Source organism: Frateuria terrea (assembly GCF_900115705.1).
Classification (GTDB): Bacteria; Pseudomonadota; Gammaproteobacteria; order Xanthomonadales; family Rhodanobacteraceae; genus Frateuria_A; species Frateuria_A terrea.
Genome location: NZ_FOXL01000007.1, coordinates 157,961 through 178,092, shown reverse-complemented (window position 1 = coordinate 178,092; position 20,132 = coordinate 157,961). Strand labels below are relative to the sequence as shown.

The window sequence follows — 20,132 nt, the reverse complement described above, 5'->3', positions numbered from 1 at the left end:
AGAGATCCTTTGTCGCGGAAAGTGGTCGCCTGCGGCAGGTCCGCAGGCTCGGCGTCCAGGTTGAGCCAGGTGGTCCGGCCCATCGACACGGATGCCGTCGCTGGCTGGCATGGACCGGCGCGGTGCCCTCGGGGCGGTCACCATCATTCGTGCACCGGTTTCATGGGCGTGTTGGCCACGGTCGGCATGGGCGCCGCGGGCGCGTCCTGCGCCGTCGCAATGTCAGCGGGCACGGGAGACGCGACAGCGGGATGCGCGGCAGCGACGCGGCCGCCGGCAAGCGCGCTGGCGCTCGCCGCCTGCCGGCAGGAATGGACTCAGGCGTTGACGGAACCGGGTGGCCCGCGGGGCGTCGGTGCGAGCGAGGAATACCGCCGGATATGCCACCCGTCCGGCAGGTGGGGCGGGAGGTAGGAGGCCTGCGGGGGAACGATCGGCAGCCAGGCTGCTTCGACGAGGAACAGACTTTGCCCGACGAGCGCGCAGTAGCCGCACCTGTCGGTGGAAGGAAGCTGCGGGTGCGGCCCGTGCGGATCGGTGGCGTGCCCCATGTGCTCGGCACATGCCATGTCCGACGTCGCGGGCGCGGCGGCCCACAGGGGCAATACGCGGGAAATCACCGGAGCGACGATGGTCAGCCAGATGGCGACGAACGCCAATCCGGCAACCACGCGGCGATGTGTATCCGAACGCCCCACTTCATTCCCCTGCTGGCCGCGGAGCCAGCTTGCAGCCCTGATCATCCTTGCCGAACCGTTAGCAGGCCAGTGACACAGTGCCGCGCGGGTGAAGTTCACGTGTGTGCGCCATGAACATGGCCCTGCGCGCATTCGCCGCCCAGGCGCAAGGTTTCGCCGGCTCGGGATGGTCGACAGGCGTCAAGCGCCTGGCGACGGTTGGGGCATTCGCGTCGACGCGCACGTGTCGGGAGCCACCGAAGTTCAACTCCGGTCCCCGGGGCGTCTGCGCGGATGGGTCTGGTGATCTGCGCGCGTCAGGGGTGATGTGCAGGACGAGCGGTTTCTCGAATGGCTGCTGCGCTTCTTGAGGCACCGCCGATGTAGAGTGACTTCTTGCTTGGCGTTTGCTTCCGACGGGCGCATCTCCCCGCTGGGAAGGGGCGCGCCCACAACCCAGGCTTCGGCGGCGTATCGCGGGTCTAAACGCTGCCGCCCATGCCTTGACCGGATCCCGGCAATGGACGCAAACGAACTCATTTTTTCCTACGGCACGCTTCGCCATAGCGACGTCCAGAAGGCGCTCTTTGGGCGCGTCATAGCAGTCGACCCGGATCGACTTGTCGGCTACAGGCTCGGTGACATGCAGATTACCGACCCGGACGTCGTGCGCCTGTCCGGGAGGGCCGTCCACCCGGTGCTCGAGGAAAGCGGACGGTCCGAAGATTGGGTCGACGGCGCCACGCTCGCGGTAACCGGGGCAGAGCTGGCTGCGGTCGACGCGTACGAAGCCGGTGGCTATCGACGGCACCGGGCGACATTGCGCTCGGGTCGCAGCGCGTGGATCTACGTGCGTGCGGATCCCTCATGAGGAGCGATGCCGCGGCGGACCTGCGTCCGTACAAGTGGCTCGGCTGCTCGATCCCGACCTCACCCCGCGCAACCGAAAGTCAAGGAAAGAACTTCCAGCGTCCTTCGGACACGACATTCACCGCGCCGTCGGCGACGCCAATCGCGGTCTGATCGTCGATGGCGTATGCCGGTCGGCCAAGGGCGGCCGCCCAGCGCGCAGCATGCTCGAAGGTGTTCTCGGGCATGCATTCGTTTTCCAGGTGCGGAAAGATGCAGAAGTCGACCGCGCCCAGGCAACTGTCATTGCCGCCAGGCGGCAGTTCGCGAATTGCTCGCCGATGCGCGGCGTCATCACCATGCTCCCGGCGCTGACGCCGACCCAGACGATCCCCGGCAGCGAGGAAAGGAGTGCTGCGAGCCCGGATTGTTTCATCCAGTGGGAGAGGTAGCATGCGTCGCCGCCATCTACCAGCAGCACGTCGGCTTCCCTCACCCATGGTTCCCACCGCTGGTTCCCGATGCTCCGACTCAGGCGTGCACATGGGATCGCCGTACTCGGCGGTAGGAATGCACAGCGCCCTGCACTGGCCAAGAGGCTTGCCGGCAAGGGCCATAAGTGCATCGCGAATACTGGCGTTGGTGACACCGCCAGAGGTGAGTAGCCGCTTCATCTCTCATGGCCCCGGAGACGCGGATTTTTTTCTGCTGGATTGCGAGCCGCAACGCTCACCCAAGGACGCTCATCTCGAGCCCGCGCCAGGTCCGGAAACCCGAGCGCCCGGGCGGAGATCGCTTTGCCTTTATCTGGTTTTGGGTGCAGCAGGCGCCTTGGCCTTTGCTGCATCTTCCGGCCAGCGGGAGGTGACGTGACCGGCCTCGTCGAGGAACAGCAAGCTGGGTGTTCCATCGGCGGCGACCCTCGCGATGAGGCGCGGCCGACCCACGGGATCCTTCAACTCCATGGAGGACGACGCGTCGTCGTTGCGCCCGAGCCACGCCCGTCCCACATGCATGGGACCATGCTCGCGCAGAAATGCTGCGGCATCCCTGGCTTGTGCGGAGGCCGGCTCGTCTTTGCGTGCCTTCATGTGCACAATCAGTCTTTCCAGCGGCCAGTCGGGCTCGTCCTTGATCAGAAGGCCGGTATGCCGCTGATCGCCATCCTGGACTGCATTGAGCGCCATCATCTCGTCCTGGTCGTACTGATCGAAACTCAGGTGGCCGGCGCGCTCGGGCTTGCCGTCGGCGCCGCGTTGTCCCCCGAACGTGAGTCCGCCGCTTTCGGTGCCCTCGGCGTCATAGAAGAGGATGCCGGCTAGGTCGCTACGGGCGCGGTTGGGATGCGGGTAGTCCTTGCCGCGAACGACGATGCCGGGCATGCGCTCATGGTTGGCGATGACCATCCGCACTGTCCCATCGGGCGCCACCACGCGGATCCGCTGCACGTCGATGCTGTCGAAAGTAGCGTTACCCGGCACGCGGGCAAACCCGGTAAGGAGGGCGGTTGCCACGGCCAGCGTCAGTACGCCGGAATAGATGGCAAGGAAACGCGGGTGTGAGAACAGGCGCATGTATCTGTCTCCGGATGCGCGGGTTACGGGACGCGGGTGACCTGCGTGAAAGCCACCTGCCACACGCCGGCTTTTTCGCGCCAGACATCGGCAAACCGCAGGCGCGCCTTGAACGGCTTTCCCTCGCTGGCGCCCTGGAGTGTTACCACGCCTCCGAGTACGGCGCCGTGGGGCCAGACCCGAATCACCTGTTGCTCCACCTTGTACGGTTTCAGTGCGAAACCCTTCGCCGTGTAGTCCTTGATGAATGCGGCCTTGTCCTCGACCTGCGCCCCGCTGTTGAACAGCAGGTAGTCATCGGCAAGCAGGCGCTTGAGCGCAGCGGCGTCACTGGCGATCTGCGCGTGATCGAACTCGGCGGCGGCATGCGCCAGCGAAGCGGGCAGCGAGACTGGGGTCGACCTGGCTGCACCGACATGGGCGGCGCCGGTCAACGCCGCAACGAAGAACAGACTTTTCATTTGATTCCATCCTGATACAGGGGTTGTTGTGCTCGCCCCAGCGGGCAAGCCGCATCTTGTTGGGGACGCTTGGTTCCGCGGTTGAAATTCGGCCCGATGCCCCACGGGGGGCTGGACCGGCATCGATCGACAGCCTGGTTTTTGCTTCGCTAGTGGGTGGCGGCCCCACTCCCATGGGGCAGTCCGGACAGCCAAGCCAGGACTGCCCGGGACAGCTCGATGCGTTTGTCCGAGTAGGCGTGATCGGTAGCCAGGTGCAAGGTGGCCACCCGCTTGTCACCGTCGCGCTGCAACGCCTCGACGAGGGCGTCGCCCATGCCGGCAAAGCCGTCGTCGGCGGTGATGACCAGGACCGCGCGGTCCTTCAGCCTCGGTGCCTGCGTGGGAAATGCCCATTGCGTCGCGTGTGCGGCCGCTTCATGCGCCAGGCCACTGGGAGTGCAGCCAGCGAGCGGTGCCATCCCCTGGCCTCCCAGGGCTGTGGCCAGCTTGCGTAGCGCGACCGGGGCCGTGTCTTCCCGCTGCAGTCCGAGATACCCGGCGCCGAGGTCAGCACCGGAAATCATTCCGATGGCCTCGACTTTCGGGTCGGCCGCGGCTGCCTCGACCGCCATGAACCCGCCCATGCTGTGGCCGATCAACACGATGTGCGCAGGATCGAGCCGCAGCCGTTTCGCGACGGCCGGGTTGCGCAGGTAGGCCAGCGCGGAGGCGGTGTCTTCGATGCCATGAGTGAACGAAAAATCGCCCGGCGTCCCCCAGGAACCGCGGTAATCGAGGTTCAGCACGTCCCAGCCCGCACGGCGGACGTCCTGCGCCACGTCAAGGTTGCGCTCGAAACCGGGGAGCCCGTGCAGCAGGATCACTGCCGGGTGCGGGCCCTCGCCGGCGGCGACGTACACCAGCCCGTTCAACAGCGCGCCGTGGCTGGGAATCTGCACCACCTCCATCGATGCGCGGGTCTGCGAGGGGGGCTCGGCAGGCGCAGAACGAGCCTGCTGGCTGCAGAGGCCGGTCACGCTGGCGGCAAGGCCGGCGAGCAGGAGATCTCGGAGCACATGCTTGTGCATGGTGGTATTCCCCTTCTTGGATGGGCGATAGGAAAGAGCTTCGTGATGGATCGCGTCGATCGTTCGCGGGGTGCGCCTCAAGCGTGTCAGGACAGTCGTCCTCGGAAAGCAGGCGCCAGCTCGATGCCCAAGGCTCGCTCCTTCACACCCCAGGTTTGCGTGCCTTGCCTCTGCCATGGTCATCGCCAAACAAAAAAGAGGCCCGCCTGCCGCTGGGGAGACGGCAGGGCGAACCGAGGACGTCACGGGGGTAACCGCCGGGAGTTGCGCGGAAGCCTAGGCGCTGGACAACCAGGAATACATAGCCAATCCGTTCGGCGGGAACCAGGCCAATTTGCGTGGTTCCGGCTCCCTGCCATGCCCGGTCGACTGCAGGGGAGCAGTGGTTCCGGGCGAAATCCAGGTCGCTTTCTACGGGACCGCATCCATGCATTCGCCCAACAGCTGCGTGGCCTCCCGCAGCTCGGTGACCGACAGGCTGCAATACCCGAGCAGCAGGCCCGGTCGCGCGGGTGGCTGCAGGTAATGTGGCGCCATCGAATACAAGCCGAGCCCGCGTTCGCGGGCGTGCGCGATGAGGGTCTCGGCGCGTTTATGGTCATAACCGTTCAGCCAGGCCACCACATGCATGCCGGCCGGGGAATGCACGATCTCGACGCGCTCTCCCGCATGGCGATGCAAGCCGGCGATCAGGGCTTCGCGGCGGGCCTGCAGCTCCTTGCGCGCATGACGCAGATGGCGTTCGAACCCGCCGCTCTCCATGAAATGGGCGAGGGCGGCCTGTTCGATCCCGCCCGAGGACATGTCGCTCAGGTATTTTGCGGTGATGAAGTCCTCGCGAAGCGCGGCGGGCAGCACGAGATACGCCAGGCGAAGGCCGCCGAACAGCGTCTTGGAGAAGGTGCCGGCGTAGATCACCCGGTCTGCTTCGTCGAGCGCGCGCAGGGCGGCCAGCGGATGGGCGTCGTAGCGGAACTCGCCGTCGTAGTCGTCCTCCAGGATCCAGCAGCGCTTGAGCGAGGCGTAACGCAGCAGTTCAAGCCGGCGTGGCAGCGAGAGGACCGCTCCGGTGGGGAACTGGTGCGAGGGCGTGGTGAGAATGAGCTTGGGCGCCGTTGCCGGCAACTCGGCGCAGACCAGGCCTTCATCGTCGGTCCTCACCGGATGCAACCGGGCCCCGTGCGTGACCATCACGTGGTACGCGCCGAAGTAGTGCGGCTCCTCCAGCACGACCGTGTCGCCTTCGTCGAGCAGAACGCGGGCGCACAACGCGTAGGCCTGCTGGGTTCCCGAGACGATCAGGATATCGTCGGGGCTTGCCTGCAGGCCGCGGCGCCGTGCGAGGTAATCGCAGACCTGCTGGCGCAGTGCCGGCAGGCCCCAGGCGCCGATGACGGTAAGCGGTGAATAGGCGGTCGCACGCGCCAGTTCGCGTCCCCATGCGGCGTTCAGGGCTGGATTGGTGAGCGGGTCGCCGAAGCGCAATTCATAGCGCAGTCCGAAGTGTCGCCTCGCGATCTTTCGCTCGCGGAATTGCCGGGCACGTTCGGCGAAGCGCGACGTGGGCGCATCGTCGCCACCGACAGCCGGTCGCAGGGGCGGGGTGAGCTGGAGGCGGGCCACATAACTTCCGGACCCGACCCGACCCTCTATGTACCCCTCGGCGCGCAACTGTTCGTACGCCGTCAGCAGGGTCGTGCGCGACATGCCCAGGTCACGGGCCAGCTCGCGGGTGGGTGGAAGGCGCGAACCAGGCGCCATGCGCCCATCCAGAATGGCGCTCCTCAGAGAGCGGATCAACTGCGCATAACGGGGACCGCACCCGTCCAGTTCGAGGAACATGCATACGCTCAGTGGTGGTGTGACCGCAGGGGTGGCCGCCGTCAGAGTGTGTGCACAACCCGGGCCTGCATCAACCAGTGGCTTATATCCAGGCTCTATCGTCTGGCCGCAGGCCGTCCCGCGGCCGCCCTGACTTCCCTCGTGCTGCACTGGATTTCGGGCAGGAGCTTGCGTGGGCGATCCGTCGCTCGCTCAACCGAAAGTGACGGAGTAAACGCGTACGTCAGAGGTTCGGATGCGCAGCACGAGCACATGTTCGGCGTCATCATGGCTATCGAACAGCGTGTAGAGGCGGCTGCCCTGCACGATCACGGCCGGTTGCGGCTTGCCATCCACCTGCACGTCGAGCGGGGTCGGCGCCCGGGCACTGGCCACCACGTAGAGCCTGGCGGCCTTGAAGCGGATGTGCAGCTCGGTCTGGCCCATCGAACGGGCGCACTCGCGCGTGATTTCCCAAGGGCCGCCGAGCGCAAAGTGATGCAGGGCCAGCCGCGGCGGGATGGTGAAGCGGCGCACGCCTTCGCGACCGCTCTCCAGGTTGCCGAAGCCGTGCTGGCTGTCGCTGCCCAGGTGCAACTCGGGCGTATCGCCCGGGCCGGGAGCCACTCCGTCGGACCGCGGGCCCGGCGTCGACATGTCCATGCCCAGCAGCAATCGAATGGCGTTTTCCATCCTGTCGTAGTCGCCCTCGCCGTAGTGGTGGCCGATCAGTCGTCCATTCGCATCGACCAGGTACTCCGCCGGCCAGAACGCGTTGTGCCAGGCGCGCCAGGTGTCCAGGTGGTTGTCCATCGCCACCGGATAGGTGATGCGCATGCGTTCCATCGCTGCGCGCACGTTGGCCGGGTCCTGCTCGAAGTCGAATTCGGGCGAGTGCACGCCCACCACCACCAGCCCCTTGTCCTTGTAGGTTTCGTACAGGTGCTCGACATGCGGCATGGCGCGAATGCAGTTGATGCAGGAGTACGCCCAGAAGTCGACCAGCACGACCTTGCCGCGCAGGCCTGCCATCGTGAGCGGTGGCGAGTTGAACCACTGGGTGATGCCGGTGAATTCGGCCGGGACCGGCGACGAGGGATGGCCCGAGCAGGTGGCGATACCCAACAGCCAGCACGCCAGTACCAGCAGCTTTTTCATGGAAGGACTCCTTAGGCGCCGGTACGCCAGTGCATGCGCGTACCGGCGCGAAATCGACATCGCGCCCGGCCTTGCGGCCGGACGCGACGGGAGGCGACTCAGTAGTCGTAGGTGATGCCCAACTGCACGTAGCGCGGCGGCTGCGTCGACAACGGCAGGTTGTAGGTCGGACGCACGTTGGTCGAGCTGCCGTAGCGACCGTTGACCTGCGTGATCCGCTGCTGGTCGAGCACGTTGTAGACCTGTACGTGGAAGGCAAGGCGACGGTTTGCCCAGTCCGGACGGTACTCGGCACCGAGGCTCAGCAGATAGGTCCACGGCTCTCGCGCATAGCCCGGAGACACCGGCGTGCCGCCGCAGTAGTGGTAAAACGATCCGTAGCCGAGGCCCGGATTGGTCTGGTCCGGGCCGTAGAGCCCCAGGCAGGTCTTGGGTGCGCCGGACAGGATCGCGACGTTGCCCGAGACCAGCCATTCGGGCGTGACCTGGTAGTACCCGTACGCCTTGATCTGGTGGCGGCGGTCGTTGGGCAGGGCGCCATTGGCGTAGTCCATGACCTGGGTATAGTCCCAGTCCACGGTCGCCGACACGTCGGTCTGGCCGAAGTCGGAACGCACCTGGCCCTCGGTGTTGCCGTAGTTGCGCGAGAACAGGTAATCGACCTTGCCGTACCACTTGCCGTCGAACGGGTGCTCCAGGTAGAGGTCCAGCGCGTAGTACTTGCGCTTGAGCGAGGTGTTGAAGCCCATGTCCTTGCGCCAGTCCAGCGGCACCTGGTAATAGCCACCTGACAGTTTCGGCACCTGGATGATCGGGTTCTCGCCCGGATTGATCAGGTAGCTGCCCTGGATGCCATTGACCTTGTCGTAGTCATCCATGCCCAGCTCAGCCATCTTGGCTGCGATGCGGCCGGTATCGCCCCAGTCATCGATGGCGCGACCCAGCTTGCGCCAGGTCGCCTTCGCGCCATACACCCAGGCATCGCTGAGCTGCTTGTCGAAGCCGAGGATCAGCTCGTCCTGGTACTCGGACTTGATATTGGTGGCGGCCGCGGTCTTCGGATCGCGCGGCTGTCCGTACTCGAGGTTCCTCGACACTGGCTGCCCTACGCCCAGGTACGTGTCGATCGGGGTCAACCCGGTGGGATATCCGATAGCCGGGTCGATGCCGGTATACGTGTAGAACTGGTTCGTGAACGTGGACGACCCTGCCGAACGCAGCGCCACCGAGGCCGGCACCGCCAGGTAATAGCGGCCCGCGTTGCCATAGACCTTCAGGCTGGAATCGCCGTTGACGTCCCAGGTGAAGCCGAGCCGCGGCGCCAGCTGCGAATGGGTGAGCCGAAGGTAGGGCACGCCGACGCCGTTGTAGTTGGTGAACTGGTCGTTGCGCAGTCCGATCTTGACCAGCCAACGGTCGCTGACCTGCCAGGCGTCCTCGATGTACTGCGCGTGTTGCTTCACTCGCACCGACGCACTGTTGGCGAAGACCTGCCTGGAGACGTAGTAGCCGGTCGAGCCGCCCGGGTAGTTGCCCGGCGCCTGCACCCACGGATAGCCCTGCCAGCCCGCTCCGTTCGCATCCGGCCCGCCGATGATGAAGCTGGCGGGATCGCCCGATTCATACAGCCACCCGTAGCCCGGACCGGAGGTGAACTGGCCGTCGTGGATGTCGCGTACGTCCTGGTTGTCGATACCCGCGGTAAGCATGTGCGGGCCGAGCTTGTAGCTCACGTCCAGGCGCAGGTTGGTGTTCCTGGTGACGTGCTGCGGGTCGAACAGCTGCGACGACGTCTGTGCATTGCCGTAGGTCTGGCCACCGGTGATGTCCGGGTTTTCCGAGGTCTGCCCGATGATCGGGGCGAGCGACGGATCGTACCCGGGCAACTGGCTGTAGTGAGTGCCCTTCATCTTGCCGTACAGCACCGACAGGGTGAGATCGTCGGTGAGAAAGCTGGTGAACTTGCCCAGGTACAGGTCCGAGCCGTCCTTGATGTCCAGGTCCGGATGGTCGAAGGCGCCCTGTTTCCCGGTCGCGTAGTCGTACTGATACAGGTTGCCGCGGTAGGAGGTCTTGTTGGAGGCGCCGGTCAGCTCCAGCAAGTTGCTGTCGTTGATGTTCCAGTCGAGCTTGGCATACCACTTGGGATCGTCCAGGCGGGAGTGGTTCTCGTAGCTCGGCGGCGCGTTGATCCCCACGCCGGCGGGCGCGCCGATGGCGCCGGACGGCGTGCCGCCGGAAGCGCCGGTGCCCTGGATGCGCTCGCCTTCCATCGAAGCGAACAGGTACAGCGTGTCCTTGATCAGCGGACCGCCGACGTAGGCATCCACCGTGGTCGTGCTGGACTTGTTGCTGCCGCGGCGCCAGTACAGCTGGCCCGCGTCGGGGCTGCCCTGTCCGTAATAGATGTCCCGTGGATCGCCCTGCAGGCTCTTTGGCTTCCACAGCACCTGGCCGCCGAAATGCCATTCGTTGGTGCCGCGCTTGCCGACCTGGCTGATCACGCCGCCGTCGGAGCGGCCATAGGCGGCGCCGTAGCCGCCGCTGAGGATTTCTTCCTGGTCGATCGAGCCGTAGGGCAGGGTCAGGCCGCCGAAGCCACTGATCGGGTCGGTGGTGTTGAAACCGTTGATGTAATACGCGTTCTCGGTTACCGACGAGCCGCCGAAGGACACGAATTTCTGCGGCGAGGAGACGCCCATGCCCATGCCCATGAACGTATCGCTGCCTTGCACGGTGCCCGGCGCCAGTAGTGCTATCGCCTCGGCGCTGCGGGCCAACGGCAGCCTGGCCAGTTGCTGCGACGTAATCACGGTGCGCGAGTCCACCTGGCTCACGTCGACCGCCGGCAAGCCGTTCGCCGTGACCGTGACGGCGGACAGGTTCTGCGCGCCGGTCGAGGGCAGGAACGACACCTCGGTACCGGCGCCCACGTGCAACTCGACGTCGTTGCGCGTGTCCAGCGTGGTGCCATCGCGTTGCAGGGTGACCGTGTAGTTGCCCAGCGGCAGTGCACCGATGGTGTAGCGGCCGGCTGCATCGACAGTCGCCTGGCGGGTGACGCCGGACGCGTTTTGCACCGTCACGGTAGCACCGGCCGCTGCGGGCGCCTGTCCGAAAATGCTGCCCGTGGTGGTCTGCGCAAAGGCGGGTGCGCCTAAGGCACCGTACAGCGCAAGTGCGACGGCCATGCTCATGCCGGTCGCAGTGCGCAACGGGCGATGGATGCGCTGGTAATTATCGTGACTCATGCAGCTCCCCTCTCGATGGTTGTTGCGTTGGTGCCTGCCGCGAGGGGAGTGGTGGCCGGGTCGGCCGCTCCGCCCCGGAAGGCGTTTCTGGTGATGCGTTACGTGCCGCGCGCGGCCGCCATCGGAGCGACGGCAGTTGCGCCCGCGGCGACCTCGTTGGCCACACCAAGCACCGCGTGCTGCGTTTTGGCCACAGCGATCACGTGATCAGCCGAAAGCGGTTGCTGCGCAGGTGACCGCCAAGCGTGGTGTGGAAGGCCACCAGCCGCCTCACACTGTCCGGTCCCGCGTGCGCGAGCATGCTGTAGAGCTCCGCTACCGCTTCCGCGCGCTGCGTCAGATCCAACGACCCGCCGGCGAGCACGATGTAGGACTGAAGCACCTGCAGCGCGGCGGCCAGGCGCCAGGCGTCGACGGCCCTGGGCGCCTTGGTCGCGTCGACGGTCGGTATTGCGCTCTCGCCGGTTGAACCGGTCATCTCGCCCTCGCCGCAGAGCAGCCACAACGGCGAGATACCGAGGGCGCGCGCGAGCACCAGACAACGTTCCCGCGGGATGTCGCTGCGACCATCGCGCCAATTGCGGACGGTTCTCTCGCACACCCCACAACGACTGGCGAGCTGGCTCACGCCCCCCGCTCGCTCGATCAGACACCTGACCCGGCCCGGAAAGTCCTGCGGGCTCGTGGGCAAGGACGCGCGGGTCGCGTCGCAGGCGAGCCAGGACAAGTCGCCGCCATTGGCAAGCGCAACCGATGGCTGCGGGCGGTCGGCAGGCGTGTCCGGCCGTTCCTTGGTTGCGACAGCCGTAATGCCATCGGGCAGGGGCGCCGAGACGGGCAAGCGTTTTCACTCCGGATGGGGCCTGTGGGGACTCGGGGCGCGAGTGGGGACTCGCGGCCGGCCGGACGTCGGCGTTAACCGGTTGAAGGCGGCGCCATCAACTTTTCGTTACGGACGTCTGGAGGCAAAGATCGCCTCGCACCGGCATGCCGGTACATAGCCAATCGTTGCGGATTGGTTGATGCCAATCGCCTCGAAAGCCAGGGGTCGGGGGAATCGTGAGCTCCGGATCAGGCTCGAGTGCACTACGTCGGCCGGTCAGCCATGTCCCACCAGGGCCATGTGTTCGAAAAGCCACATTGCCCATCGGAGCGAGGGACCTCGATCCGGCATCACGCCAGTCGGCGAGGCCTGGCTCCCGTGGATCGGGACCCATGGCTGTTCGGCGCATCGCCGTCGGCAAGTAATCTCTGTGAGCAATGCGCGGCTACGCCTGTTGGGTAGTCGTGCACCTCGTGCTTCTTCGGTGCACCAGCTGCGTTGTCCGCGGGCTATTGATTGCTGTGGGACGATCGACGCAAAAAAACCGTGCGGTCTGTTTCGCCGGACGACAACCCGACGCGGCTCCCGCCGCTGGAGTCCTTCCCATGATCCCCCACGACTACAACCCTGCACTCGACCACGCGCGCCGCCTGGCAGACACCTTTCTGCAGGAACTGCACCTGCGCCGGGTCACGCCAGAGGCCCTGCCGCCGGCTCCCATGCCGCCTGACGATGTCGGACTGGATCGCACGTTCGCGCTGCTCGCGTCCGAGGTCGCGCCCTATCTGTCCGCCTCGCCGGGGCCGCGCTACCTCGGCTTCGTCACCGGCGGCGTGACGCCTGAAGCGCTTGCGGCGGACTGGCTCGCCAGCGCCTGGGATCAAAACCTTTCGAGCCGCATCGGCTCGATCGCGGCGGATCTGGAAGACCGCACGGTAGCCGCCTACGCCGGCATCTTTGGCCTCGAGCCGGTCATGCACGGGCAGTTCGTCAGTGGTGCAACCATGGCGAACCTGGTTGGGATGGCGACCGCGCGGCAATGGGCCTACCGGGTGCATGGCGAGCTGCCAACCGTATTCGCCGGATCGGCACACTCGAGCATCCTCAAGGCCATGGCCATCACCGGCATCGGGCGCAACCGGCACGTATCGATAGCTACCCTGCCGGGGCGCACGTGCGTCGATACCGCAGCCCTGCGGGTCGCGTTGGCGCAGCACCGGGGACCGGCGATCGTCGTGGCAAGCGCCGGCGAAGTGAACACCGGCGACTTCGACGACCTGCGCGGCCTGGCCGATATTTGCGCGGCCGCCGGGGCCTGGTTGCACGTCGACGGCGCGTTCGGGCTTTTCGCGGCATTCGACGATGACCTGCGGTCGCTGGTCGCGGGCGTCGAACGGGCCGACTCCGTCACCGTGGACCTGCACAAGTGGCTCAACGTGCCCTACGACAACGCACTGGCGTTCACCCGCCGGCCCGATCTTCAGAAGGAGGTTTTCGCTGCGAGTTCGGCCTATCTGGGGGACGATCCCGATCCGCTGCATTACACGCCCGAGAACTCGCGCCGCTTCCGCGCGCTGCCGGCCTGGGCCGTGCTGGCAGTGCGCGGGCGCGCCGGGATCGGCCGCTGGGTCGCGGCCAACTGTCGCCAGGCCAGGGCGCTCGCCCGGGGCCTGGAGGGACTGGGGCTGGATGTTCTCAATGAGGTGCCCCTCAACATCGTGGCGTTCGCCCTGCGCGGCGCCGGCACTGCCGCGCGCGATGCGTTCCTGCAAAGACTGAACGGGACGGGCGAGGTGTTCATGACCCCTACCCATCTGCATGGGCGCCCGGCGATACGGGCCGCGTTTTCCAACTGGGCCACGGCCGACGAGGACGTGCCGCGCATTCTGGCCGCGGTCGCCCGGAGCATCTCTGGCGACTTCGCAGGCTGAGCTCGGAAGTTCCCTTTCCCGTAGCCCGGTTGCCGCCTTTGCGTCCGATCTGGTGCCGCAGCGGTCGCGGCTGCAATTGTTCGAGCAGGCATATGTGATCCGAGGGCTCAGCCAGAGACCCCCGCAGCGCATCGATGACAGCACCATGCGCCGCGGGCGGTGCACTACCTGTCCGCCTTGGCGCGGGGCATGAGGCGAAAGTGACGCCGAGACGGTTGATCGCATTCATTGCGGCGATCGTCAACCTGAGTCCGCCAGGTCCCGAAATGCGCGTCTCGCTGGCGACCACGGCAGTATCGTCCATGGCATGGAGCCCGTCCGGAGCGGCACCACCTTTCTTCAGGAAGGCAAGCTCCTGGCCCAGATGGTGGGCGGCGTATTCGTCACGCGACTGTCTCTGGCCATCTTCACTGATGATGCCGCCCGGAGCCCGGCAAACCAATCACGATGGTCCGGTCGCCGTGTTCGAGTGCGGCGTGGAAAGTCTGGGCGGGCGACCCCGGGCGTATAACCGTCGGACTACGGTTGCGTGCCGCCCACAGAGGCGTCAGCGGCAGGATGGCTGTGCTGATGCTCGGTGTCCGATCGACCGGGCATTTCCCCGCTGCCTGGTTCGCCCCCGGCATCCTCTCTGCCGTGGTCGTGGTGATGGCGCGTGTCGTCATCGCCCCCGTGCATGTCTTCGTCCGGCGGCGCCTTGGCGACCATGGCCTTGTACTGCTCGGGCGTCATCCCGGGCAGCTTCTGCAGGAAGGCGACCATGCTCCAGATGGTCGGGTCGTCATGACTGGTACCCCACGCCGGCATCGCGCTCATCTTGATACCGTGCTTGATCACCCAGAAGGCCTCTTTCGGGTCTATGCGGACCTGCGAGAGGTTGGGTGGCTGCGGATAGAGCCCCGGGCGAATTTCCGAATCAGCCATGCCGGGCTTGAGATGGCAGTCGGTGCACATTGCCGCGTACTGGCCGGCGCCTTTGAGGATCAGTCTCGGATCCCCGAGGTTGGGCACCTGGATGTCGCCCGAGTGGGCGTCGATCGAGCGCTCCCGCAAGACCTGCATCAACGCATAGACGGGACGCGTGTGGTGCGCGTCCGCGCCGATGTTGTAGACGCCTGAGTAGACGAAAGCCAGCCCGCCGGCGAAGAGGATCACCAGCAGGACGAGGATCGCGATGCCGTAGTGCTTGAGGTGATGTTTCACGGACAGCCCTCTCAGAACCAGATGCGGACGCCGGCGACCCATTGCCGGTCGAAGATGCCCTCGCCCTCGGCGCGGGCAAAGTCGGCGGTGCCACCAAGACGACGTACCCAGACTACGCCGATGTAGGGCGCGAATTGGCGGCGGATTTCATAACGCAGGCGGAGGCCGAGCTCGGCGTCGGACAGGCCCGCACCCAGGCGGCGCGCCGGGTCGGCCCGGCCGTAGAGATTGGCGTCGAACTCCGGTTGCAGGACCAGGCGCTGCGTCAGGAGCAGCTCGTAATCGGCGCGGACGCGCGCCGCCGTGCGGCCGGCCGCACCCACGTAACCGGTCGCTTCCAGCTCGAACCAGTAGGGCGCCAGCCCCTGGATGCCAAACGCTGCCCAGGTCCGATCTGGGCCGCGTCCGGCGTCGGTGCGCAGGCCGATCTGCGTGTTCCAGAAGGTGCCGAGGGTGTGGTTCCAGAATGCCTCCAGGTCCGCGCTCTCCAGCGCCCCGCGCGCGCGCTCGCCCTCGGTTCGCAGCCACAGCTTGTCGTCATCGTTGCCGTACCAGGCTTCGGCATCCCAGCGGTGGCCGTTGCCTTGACGACCGTGGGCCACCTCGAGCTGGTTCAGCAGCAGCTTGCCGAAGCGGGGGTTGTCATTCATGGCCATGCCAAGTCCGTGAGTCGGACCATAGTCCGTGCCCGCCGAGTAGTCGGGGTCGCGTGCATCCGGGGGAGGGCTGCCGCCCTGCATCGGCCCCATCGGCATGCCTTGTTGGGAACTGTCGTCCATCCCGGGCATCGATCCCTGCTCGATCATCTGCGGAGAGCTGGCATCCTCATGCTGAACGGAACCTTCGTCCATGCCTTCCATGGAGCCCTGATCCATACCCTGCATGGAGCCATGATCCATAACCTGCATAGCGCTGCTCGCATGTGCGTGGGTTGTGGACGCAGGCGCGAGCTTGCGGGGGTGCGCAGGGCGGCGGGCCGTGCCCGCAGGGGCCGGCATGGCCATCCCGTCCATGCTTCCGTGATCCATGCCCGGCATGGTCGCCATGGCATCGGCGTTGGCCGCTGGGACGTTCTGGGCCCATCCCGCAAGAGGCATCGACGCAAGCAGCGCGATGGCGAGGGCCAAGCGTGGCAACGCGGGCGATAGACGTGTGCCGTTCATGACACCACTACCTCGCGGAACATGCCCGCCTCCATGTGATACATCAGGTGGCAGTGGTAGGCCCAACGCCCCGGGTTGTCGGCATTGACGCGGTAGGTGATCCGCTGTGCCGGCTGCACGTTGATCGTGTGTTTGCGGGCGATGAACCGGCCCTGCGGGTCCTCCAGCTCGCTGAACATGCCATGCAGGTGGATCGGGTGGTTCATCATGGTGTCGTTGACCAGCACGATGCGAAGCCGCTCGCCGAAGTTGAAATGCACGGGCTTGGCCTCGGAGAACTTCTCGCCGTCGAACGACCACATGAAGCGTTCCATGTTGCCGGTCAGGTGCAGTTCGATTTCGCGCTCGGGCTCGCGCGGGTCGATGGGGCCGTCCAGCGAGCGCAAATCGGCATAAGTGAGCACCCGTCGGCCGTTGCCACGCAGGCCCACGCCCGGATCGTCCAGGTTGGTGCGCGGCATGTCGACGTGCATGTCCACGCCCGGGCCGTATTCGGTGCGGGCATGGCGGATCTTGGGCATGCTGTGCGCGGTCGTGCCCCCCGGTTCCTGCATCCCGGACATGTCCATGCCCGGCATGTCGCCCATGTCCTTACCCGGCGCGGTGTGCTGCGAACCCTGCGGGCCGCCATGGTCGGTGTGACCCATGGGCATGGCACCCATCATGTCCTCCATGCCGAGCCACACGCGTGGATCCATGGGCGGGACTTCCGCCTCCATTCCGCTACGCGGCGCAAGCGTGCCGCGGGCGTAGCCCGTGCGGTCGATCGACTGGGCGAACAAGGTGTAGGCGCGCTCGTCCTGCGGTTCCACGATCACGTCGTAGGTTTCCGCCACCGAGACGCGGAACTCGTCCACCGGGACGGGCGCGATGTCCTGACCGTCGGCCGAGATCACGGTCATCTTCAGGCCCGGGATGCGCACGTCGAAAATCGTGGAGGCGGAGCCATTGATGAAGCGCAGGCGGATCTTCTCGCCAGGCTTGAACAGGCCGGTCCAGTTGCCGGCCGGCGCCTGGCCATTCATCAGGTAGGTGTAGGTATGGCCGCTCACGTCCGACAGGTCGGTCGGGCTCATCCGCATCTCGTTCCACATCCTGCGTTTGGCCAGGGCCCCGCCCAGGCCCATCCGGCGCACGTCATGGAAGAACTCTGGCGCGGTCGGCTGGTGGAAGTTGTAGTAGTCGCTCTGCTTCTTGAGCTTGGCGTAGACGCGCCCGGGGTCTTCGTCAGTCCAGTCGTTGAGCATGACCACGTAGTCGCGGTCGGCCGGATAGCGCTCGGGACCGGCCGGCTCGATCACGAGCGGACCGAACAGTCCGGTCTGTTCCTGGAAGCGCGAGTGCGAGTGGTACCAGTAGGTGCCCGCCTGGCGCACCGCGAAGCGGTAGGCGAAGGTCTCCCCAGGCGCGATGCCGTCGAACGCAATGCCTGGCACGCCGTCCATCCGGAAGGGCAGCACGATGCCATGCCAGTGGATCGAGGTGGGCACGCGCAGGCGGTTGGTGACCCGCAAGGTCACCGTGGTGCCTTCCTTCCACCGCAAAAGCGGCCCGGGAAGGCTGCCGTTGACTGTCGTGGCGGAACGAACCACGCCGGTGTAGTTGACGGGCGTCTCTGCGACCTCGAGGTGGAAATTGGTGCCGCTGAGGACGGTCGGCTGGCCCGGGCTCGTCAGGGCCCAAACGTTGTTCGGCCGGAGCAGACCCAGACCTGCAGCTGCGCCTCCCAGGGCCACACCCTGGACGAAGCGCCGCCGCGACAGGTCAGTCGCGGCGGGAGGATGGAACGACTTCATGAAAACTCTCCGATGGTTAAGCGTCGCGCGCTGGCGCGATCATCACGGCGGGGGCACGGTGACCACCGCCGCAGGCAGAGAATCAACCGGGGGGAGAGTCAGGCGGCGGGTGGCCGCAGAGGCGGTGACGTCGGCGCCGACGGCGCGTGCAGTCCCGATCGCTGGGCAGGCGCCCGGGAAGCGCGCGAAACGAGGAATAGGCCAGCGGGCGCAGGCCGCACTGCACTGGAGCAGAGGCCGATGCATCCGCAGGCCTGCCCAGGGGCGTTGCCCGAGCCATCGGCGTGGTGATCGCAGCAGTCATGGGATGACGCATGGATATGACCGACCGCGCCCATCGCCGCATGCGAGGCATGCACGTGGGCGCTTCCCATGGCCATGGGCGTGGCACCCAGCGAGGGGATGACCAGCATGAGCCACGCCATCAGTCCGAGAGCACGCAGGCTACGGGAATGGGTGAAAGGGCGGAGCGAGGCGGTCATGCGGAGGAGCCTACCGACCGGGGCCCGCCCCCTCAAGTCTGGAGGCGGGCCCATGCGGTCCTTACGGCTTGCTGAAGCCCATGTGCACGGTGATCTTGTCGCCGGCCTTGAGGTTGGCGAGAGCCGACGGCGGGAAGTGCACCTTCAGGCTCATGCCCTCGGAGGTGACACCGACCAGGCCCGTCTTCTGGTCGACGGAATCGACGGTCGCCGGCATGGCATGCATGCCCATCACGTTCTTGTGCATGCCCATCATGCGGTCCATGTTGCCGTGCCCGGAATGCATGGAACCCATAGTGTCGGGATTCTGACCGGTGTCGGTCGGGGATGTGCTCTGCGCCCATGCGGCACCGCCGGTGGCGAGGAAGAGCGCGAGGGCCAGGGTGCCCAACATGCGGGAGGACGTGCGTGTCTTCATGAGAGTTCTCCTGTCGTGAGAGGGGACGCGAGGGTGCGCCCGGTTGCGTGTAAGGCGATTGAATTTCGCTACCGAGGACACGAACAATCGATACGGGCCGCAGGCATCGAGCAAGTCTTCGGCGGTCTCCCGCCTCACGGTCCGACCCTGTTACAGGGAGCGAACATGCCTATCCGGTTTCTTGGCGGGGCCATCCTCGGTTTGATCTGCTGCACTGGCGGGGTCCACGCCTCCGGCGACACTGCCGGCCCGCTGAGCAAGAGCGGTTCGCCCTCGCCCGATGGCCGCAAGGTGGTGTTCGAGGCGGACATGGATGGCACCGGCGACGCCACGCATCTGTGGGTGTGCAGCATCGACGGGAGCGCCTTGCACCGCATCGTGGGCGGCGCGCGCTCCGAAGGCGATCCGGCCTGGTCGCCGGACGGCAGCCGTATCGCGTTCGAGGCGCTTGGCCGCAATGGGAACACCGATTTGTGGCTGGTCAACCCCGATGGCTCGGCGCCCATCCAACTGACACATGGTGCGGACGACAAGAAGCCGGCGTGGTCGCCCGACGGCCGCCGGATCGCCTACGCCTCCAACGCCGGCGGCACCAGCGACATCTGGATCATGGATGCCGACGGGCGCAACGCGCAGCGGCTGACCAGCCTGCCGGGCGAGGAGGACCATCCCAGCTTCTCGCCCGCGGGCGACCGCGTCGTGTTCTCCGAAACCGACCCGTCGGACTTCACGGCCAACCTGCAGATCGTGCCCTCGGTGCCCGGTGCCGCGCCGCAGCCGCTGACGAGCCAGGGCTTCCATGACTGGAACCCCTCCTGGGGGCCGCTGGGCATCGTCTTCGCCTCCGACCGCCATGCGACCGAGGGCTACGCCATCATGAAAGTGCAGCCGGATGGCAGCGGCCTGACGGGCGTCGGCAGCGTGCGTGCGCTCGATCCGGTGTGGACGCGCGACGGGCGGCTGGTCTTCACCGACGAGATCGACGTGGCTCGCCGCGGTCAGTCTTTACGGCCCTGCCACCGGGCTGCGGCACAGGATCGTGCGCCACGTGCTGAAGATGGCAGCCCTGCGAACCAAGTAAGGCTCAACCGACCGGGCGCATCGGCACTGGGCCGTGCGGCTCGCCCTGGGGCAATTGCGGGTGGGTGCGACCCAGGGTGATGTTCTTGCTGGCGCGTACGTCGCGGTTGGCAAAGGTCCATATTTCGCCGGTGGCCGTGATGAACACGGTCCAGTAGAGGTCGGATTCGGGCCCATAGTCGATCAGGATGTGGGCGAACCCCTCGCCTTTGGGGGTATTGAGCGGCAGCGGCGGATTGAGCTGGAGCATCGGCGGACTCGGGTGGCAAGTCACGTTAGGCTGCGCCCTGGCGGCGTGAAAGGTGCGCAAACCGCGCGAGGCCGATAGGTCGTCCGTCCTGGCTGCCCCGGCGTCATTCCCGCGAGCAACCGGAG

The 20,132-nt window shown here is 66.4% G+C and carries 17 protein-coding genes; 3 read left to right on the top strand and 14 right to left on the bottom strand.

Going from position 1 to position 20,132, the window contains the following annotated elements; all coding sequences use genetic code 11:
- Positions 1-317 precede the first annotated feature (317 nt).
- Positions 318-797, bottom strand: coding sequence for a DUF2946 domain-containing protein (locus BMZ38_RS13855; protein ID WP_175483735.1), 480 nt, complete (start codon positions 795-797; stop codon positions 318-320).
- A gap of 400 nt (positions 798-1,197) precedes the next feature.
- Between BMZ38_RS13855 and BMZ38_RS13850 the strand changes: the two genes are divergently transcribed.
- Positions 1,198-1,548, top strand: coding sequence for a gamma-glutamylcyclotransferase family protein (locus tag BMZ38_RS13850; protein ID WP_091338842.1), 351 nt, complete (start codon positions 1,198-1,200; stop codon positions 1,546-1,548).
- Positions 1,549-1,665: 117 nt separating this feature from the next.
- Here the strand turns inward: BMZ38_RS13850 and BMZ38_RS18215 are convergent, their stop codons facing one another.
- The 8 genes from BMZ38_RS18215 to BMZ38_RS13810 all read right to left on the bottom strand — a co-directional run bounded on the left by BMZ38_RS18215 (position 1,666) and on the right by BMZ38_RS13810 (position 11,489).
- The gene (locus BMZ38_RS18215; protein WP_425477790.1) at positions 1,666-1,962 is read right to left on the bottom strand and encodes a hypothetical protein; all 297 of its coding nucleotides are present in this window, start codon (positions 1,960-1,962) and stop codon (positions 1,666-1,668) included.
- A gap of 367 nt (positions 1,963-2,329) precedes the next feature.
- The gene (locus BMZ38_RS13840; protein WP_091338838.1) at positions 2,330-3,100 is read right to left on the bottom strand and encodes a hypothetical protein; all 771 of its coding nucleotides are present in this window, start codon (positions 3,098-3,100) and stop codon (positions 2,330-2,332) included.
- A 23-nt stretch (positions 3,101-3,123) separates the two neighbouring features.
- Positions 3,124-3,561: a nuclear transport factor 2 family protein gene (locus BMZ38_RS13835; protein ID WP_175483736.1), complete on the bottom strand. Its 438-nt coding sequence runs from the start codon at positions 3,559-3,561 to the stop codon at positions 3,124-3,126.
- A gap of 149 nt (positions 3,562-3,710) precedes the next feature.
- A complete protein-coding gene (locus BMZ38_RS13830) occupies positions 3,711-4,631 on the bottom strand; it encodes an alpha/beta hydrolase family protein (protein WP_091338832.1) in 921 nt (306 codons plus the stop codon).
- 411 nt (positions 4,632-5,042) lie between these two features.
- Entirely contained in the window at positions 5,043-6,473 is a 1,431-nt protein-coding gene (gene pdxR, locus BMZ38_RS13825; protein ID WP_091338831.1) for a MocR-like pyridoxine biosynthesis transcription factor PdxR, read from the bottom strand.
- Between the two features lie 192 nt (positions 6,474-6,665).
- On the bottom strand, positions 6,666-7,610 hold the full coding sequence (locus tag BMZ38_RS13820) for a thioredoxin family protein (RefSeq protein ID WP_217638745.1): 945 nt from the start codon (positions 7,608-7,610) through the stop codon (positions 6,666-6,668).
- A 98-nt stretch (positions 7,611-7,708) separates the two neighbouring features.
- On the bottom strand, positions 7,709-10,861 hold the full coding sequence (locus tag BMZ38_RS13815; RefSeq protein ID WP_245747239.1) for a TonB-dependent receptor: 3,153 nt from the start codon (positions 10,859-10,861) through the stop codon (positions 7,709-7,711).
- A 199-nt stretch (positions 10,862-11,060) separates the two neighbouring features.
- Positions 11,061-11,489 (bottom strand): helix-turn-helix domain-containing protein, encoded by a 429-nt coding sequence (locus tag BMZ38_RS13810; protein ID WP_175483737.1) that lies wholly within the window; start codon positions 11,487-11,489, stop codon positions 11,061-11,063.
- 800 nt (positions 11,490-12,289) lie between these two features.
- Here BMZ38_RS13810 and BMZ38_RS18000 point away from each other — a divergent pair.
- A complete protein-coding gene (locus tag BMZ38_RS18000) occupies positions 12,290-13,615 on the top strand; it encodes a pyridoxal phosphate-dependent decarboxylase family protein (protein WP_245747240.1) in 1,326 nt (441 codons plus the stop codon).
- A 519-nt stretch (positions 13,616-14,134) separates the two neighbouring features.
- Here BMZ38_RS18000 and BMZ38_RS17995 read toward each other — a convergent pair.
- The 4 genes from BMZ38_RS17995 to BMZ38_RS13785 form a co-directional block, all read right to left on the bottom strand.
- Positions 14,135-14,818, bottom strand: a complete 684-nt coding sequence (locus tag BMZ38_RS17995; RefSeq protein ID WP_245747241.1) for a c-type cytochrome — start codon at positions 14,816-14,818, stop codon at positions 14,135-14,137.
- An 11-nt stretch (positions 14,819-14,829) separates the two neighbouring features.
- A complete protein-coding gene (locus BMZ38_RS13795) occupies positions 14,830-15,981 on the bottom strand; it encodes a copper resistance protein B (protein WP_175483738.1) in 1,152 nt (383 codons plus the stop codon).
- On the bottom strand, positions 15,978-17,777 hold the full coding sequence (locus tag BMZ38_RS13790; protein WP_091338818.1) for a copper resistance system multicopper oxidase: 1,800 nt from the start codon (positions 17,775-17,777) through the stop codon (positions 15,978-15,980). The genes BMZ38_RS13795 and BMZ38_RS13790 overlap by 4 nt, the downstream gene beginning before the upstream one ends.
- Positions 17,778-18,320: 543 nt before the next feature.
- Complete coding sequence (locus tag BMZ38_RS13785; RefSeq protein WP_175483739.1) at positions 18,321-18,677, bottom strand: hypothetical protein; 357 nt, start codon at positions 18,675-18,677, stop codon at positions 18,321-18,323.
- A 165-nt stretch (positions 18,678-18,842) separates the two neighbouring features.
- On the opposite strand from BMZ38_RS13785, the gene BMZ38_RS13780 reads away from it, so the two are divergent.
- Positions 18,843-19,838, top strand: a complete 996-nt coding sequence (locus BMZ38_RS13780) for a TolB family protein (protein WP_091338815.1) — start codon at positions 18,843-18,845, stop codon at positions 19,836-19,838.
- On the opposite strand, the gene BMZ38_RS13775 is transcribed toward BMZ38_RS13780, so the two are convergent.
- Positions 19,762-20,007, bottom strand: a complete 246-nt coding sequence (locus tag BMZ38_RS13775) for a hypothetical protein (RefSeq protein ID WP_091338812.1) — start codon at positions 20,005-20,007, stop codon at positions 19,762-19,764. The genes BMZ38_RS13780 and BMZ38_RS13775 overlap by 77 nt on opposite strands.
- Positions 20,008-20,132 lie beyond the last annotated feature (125 nt).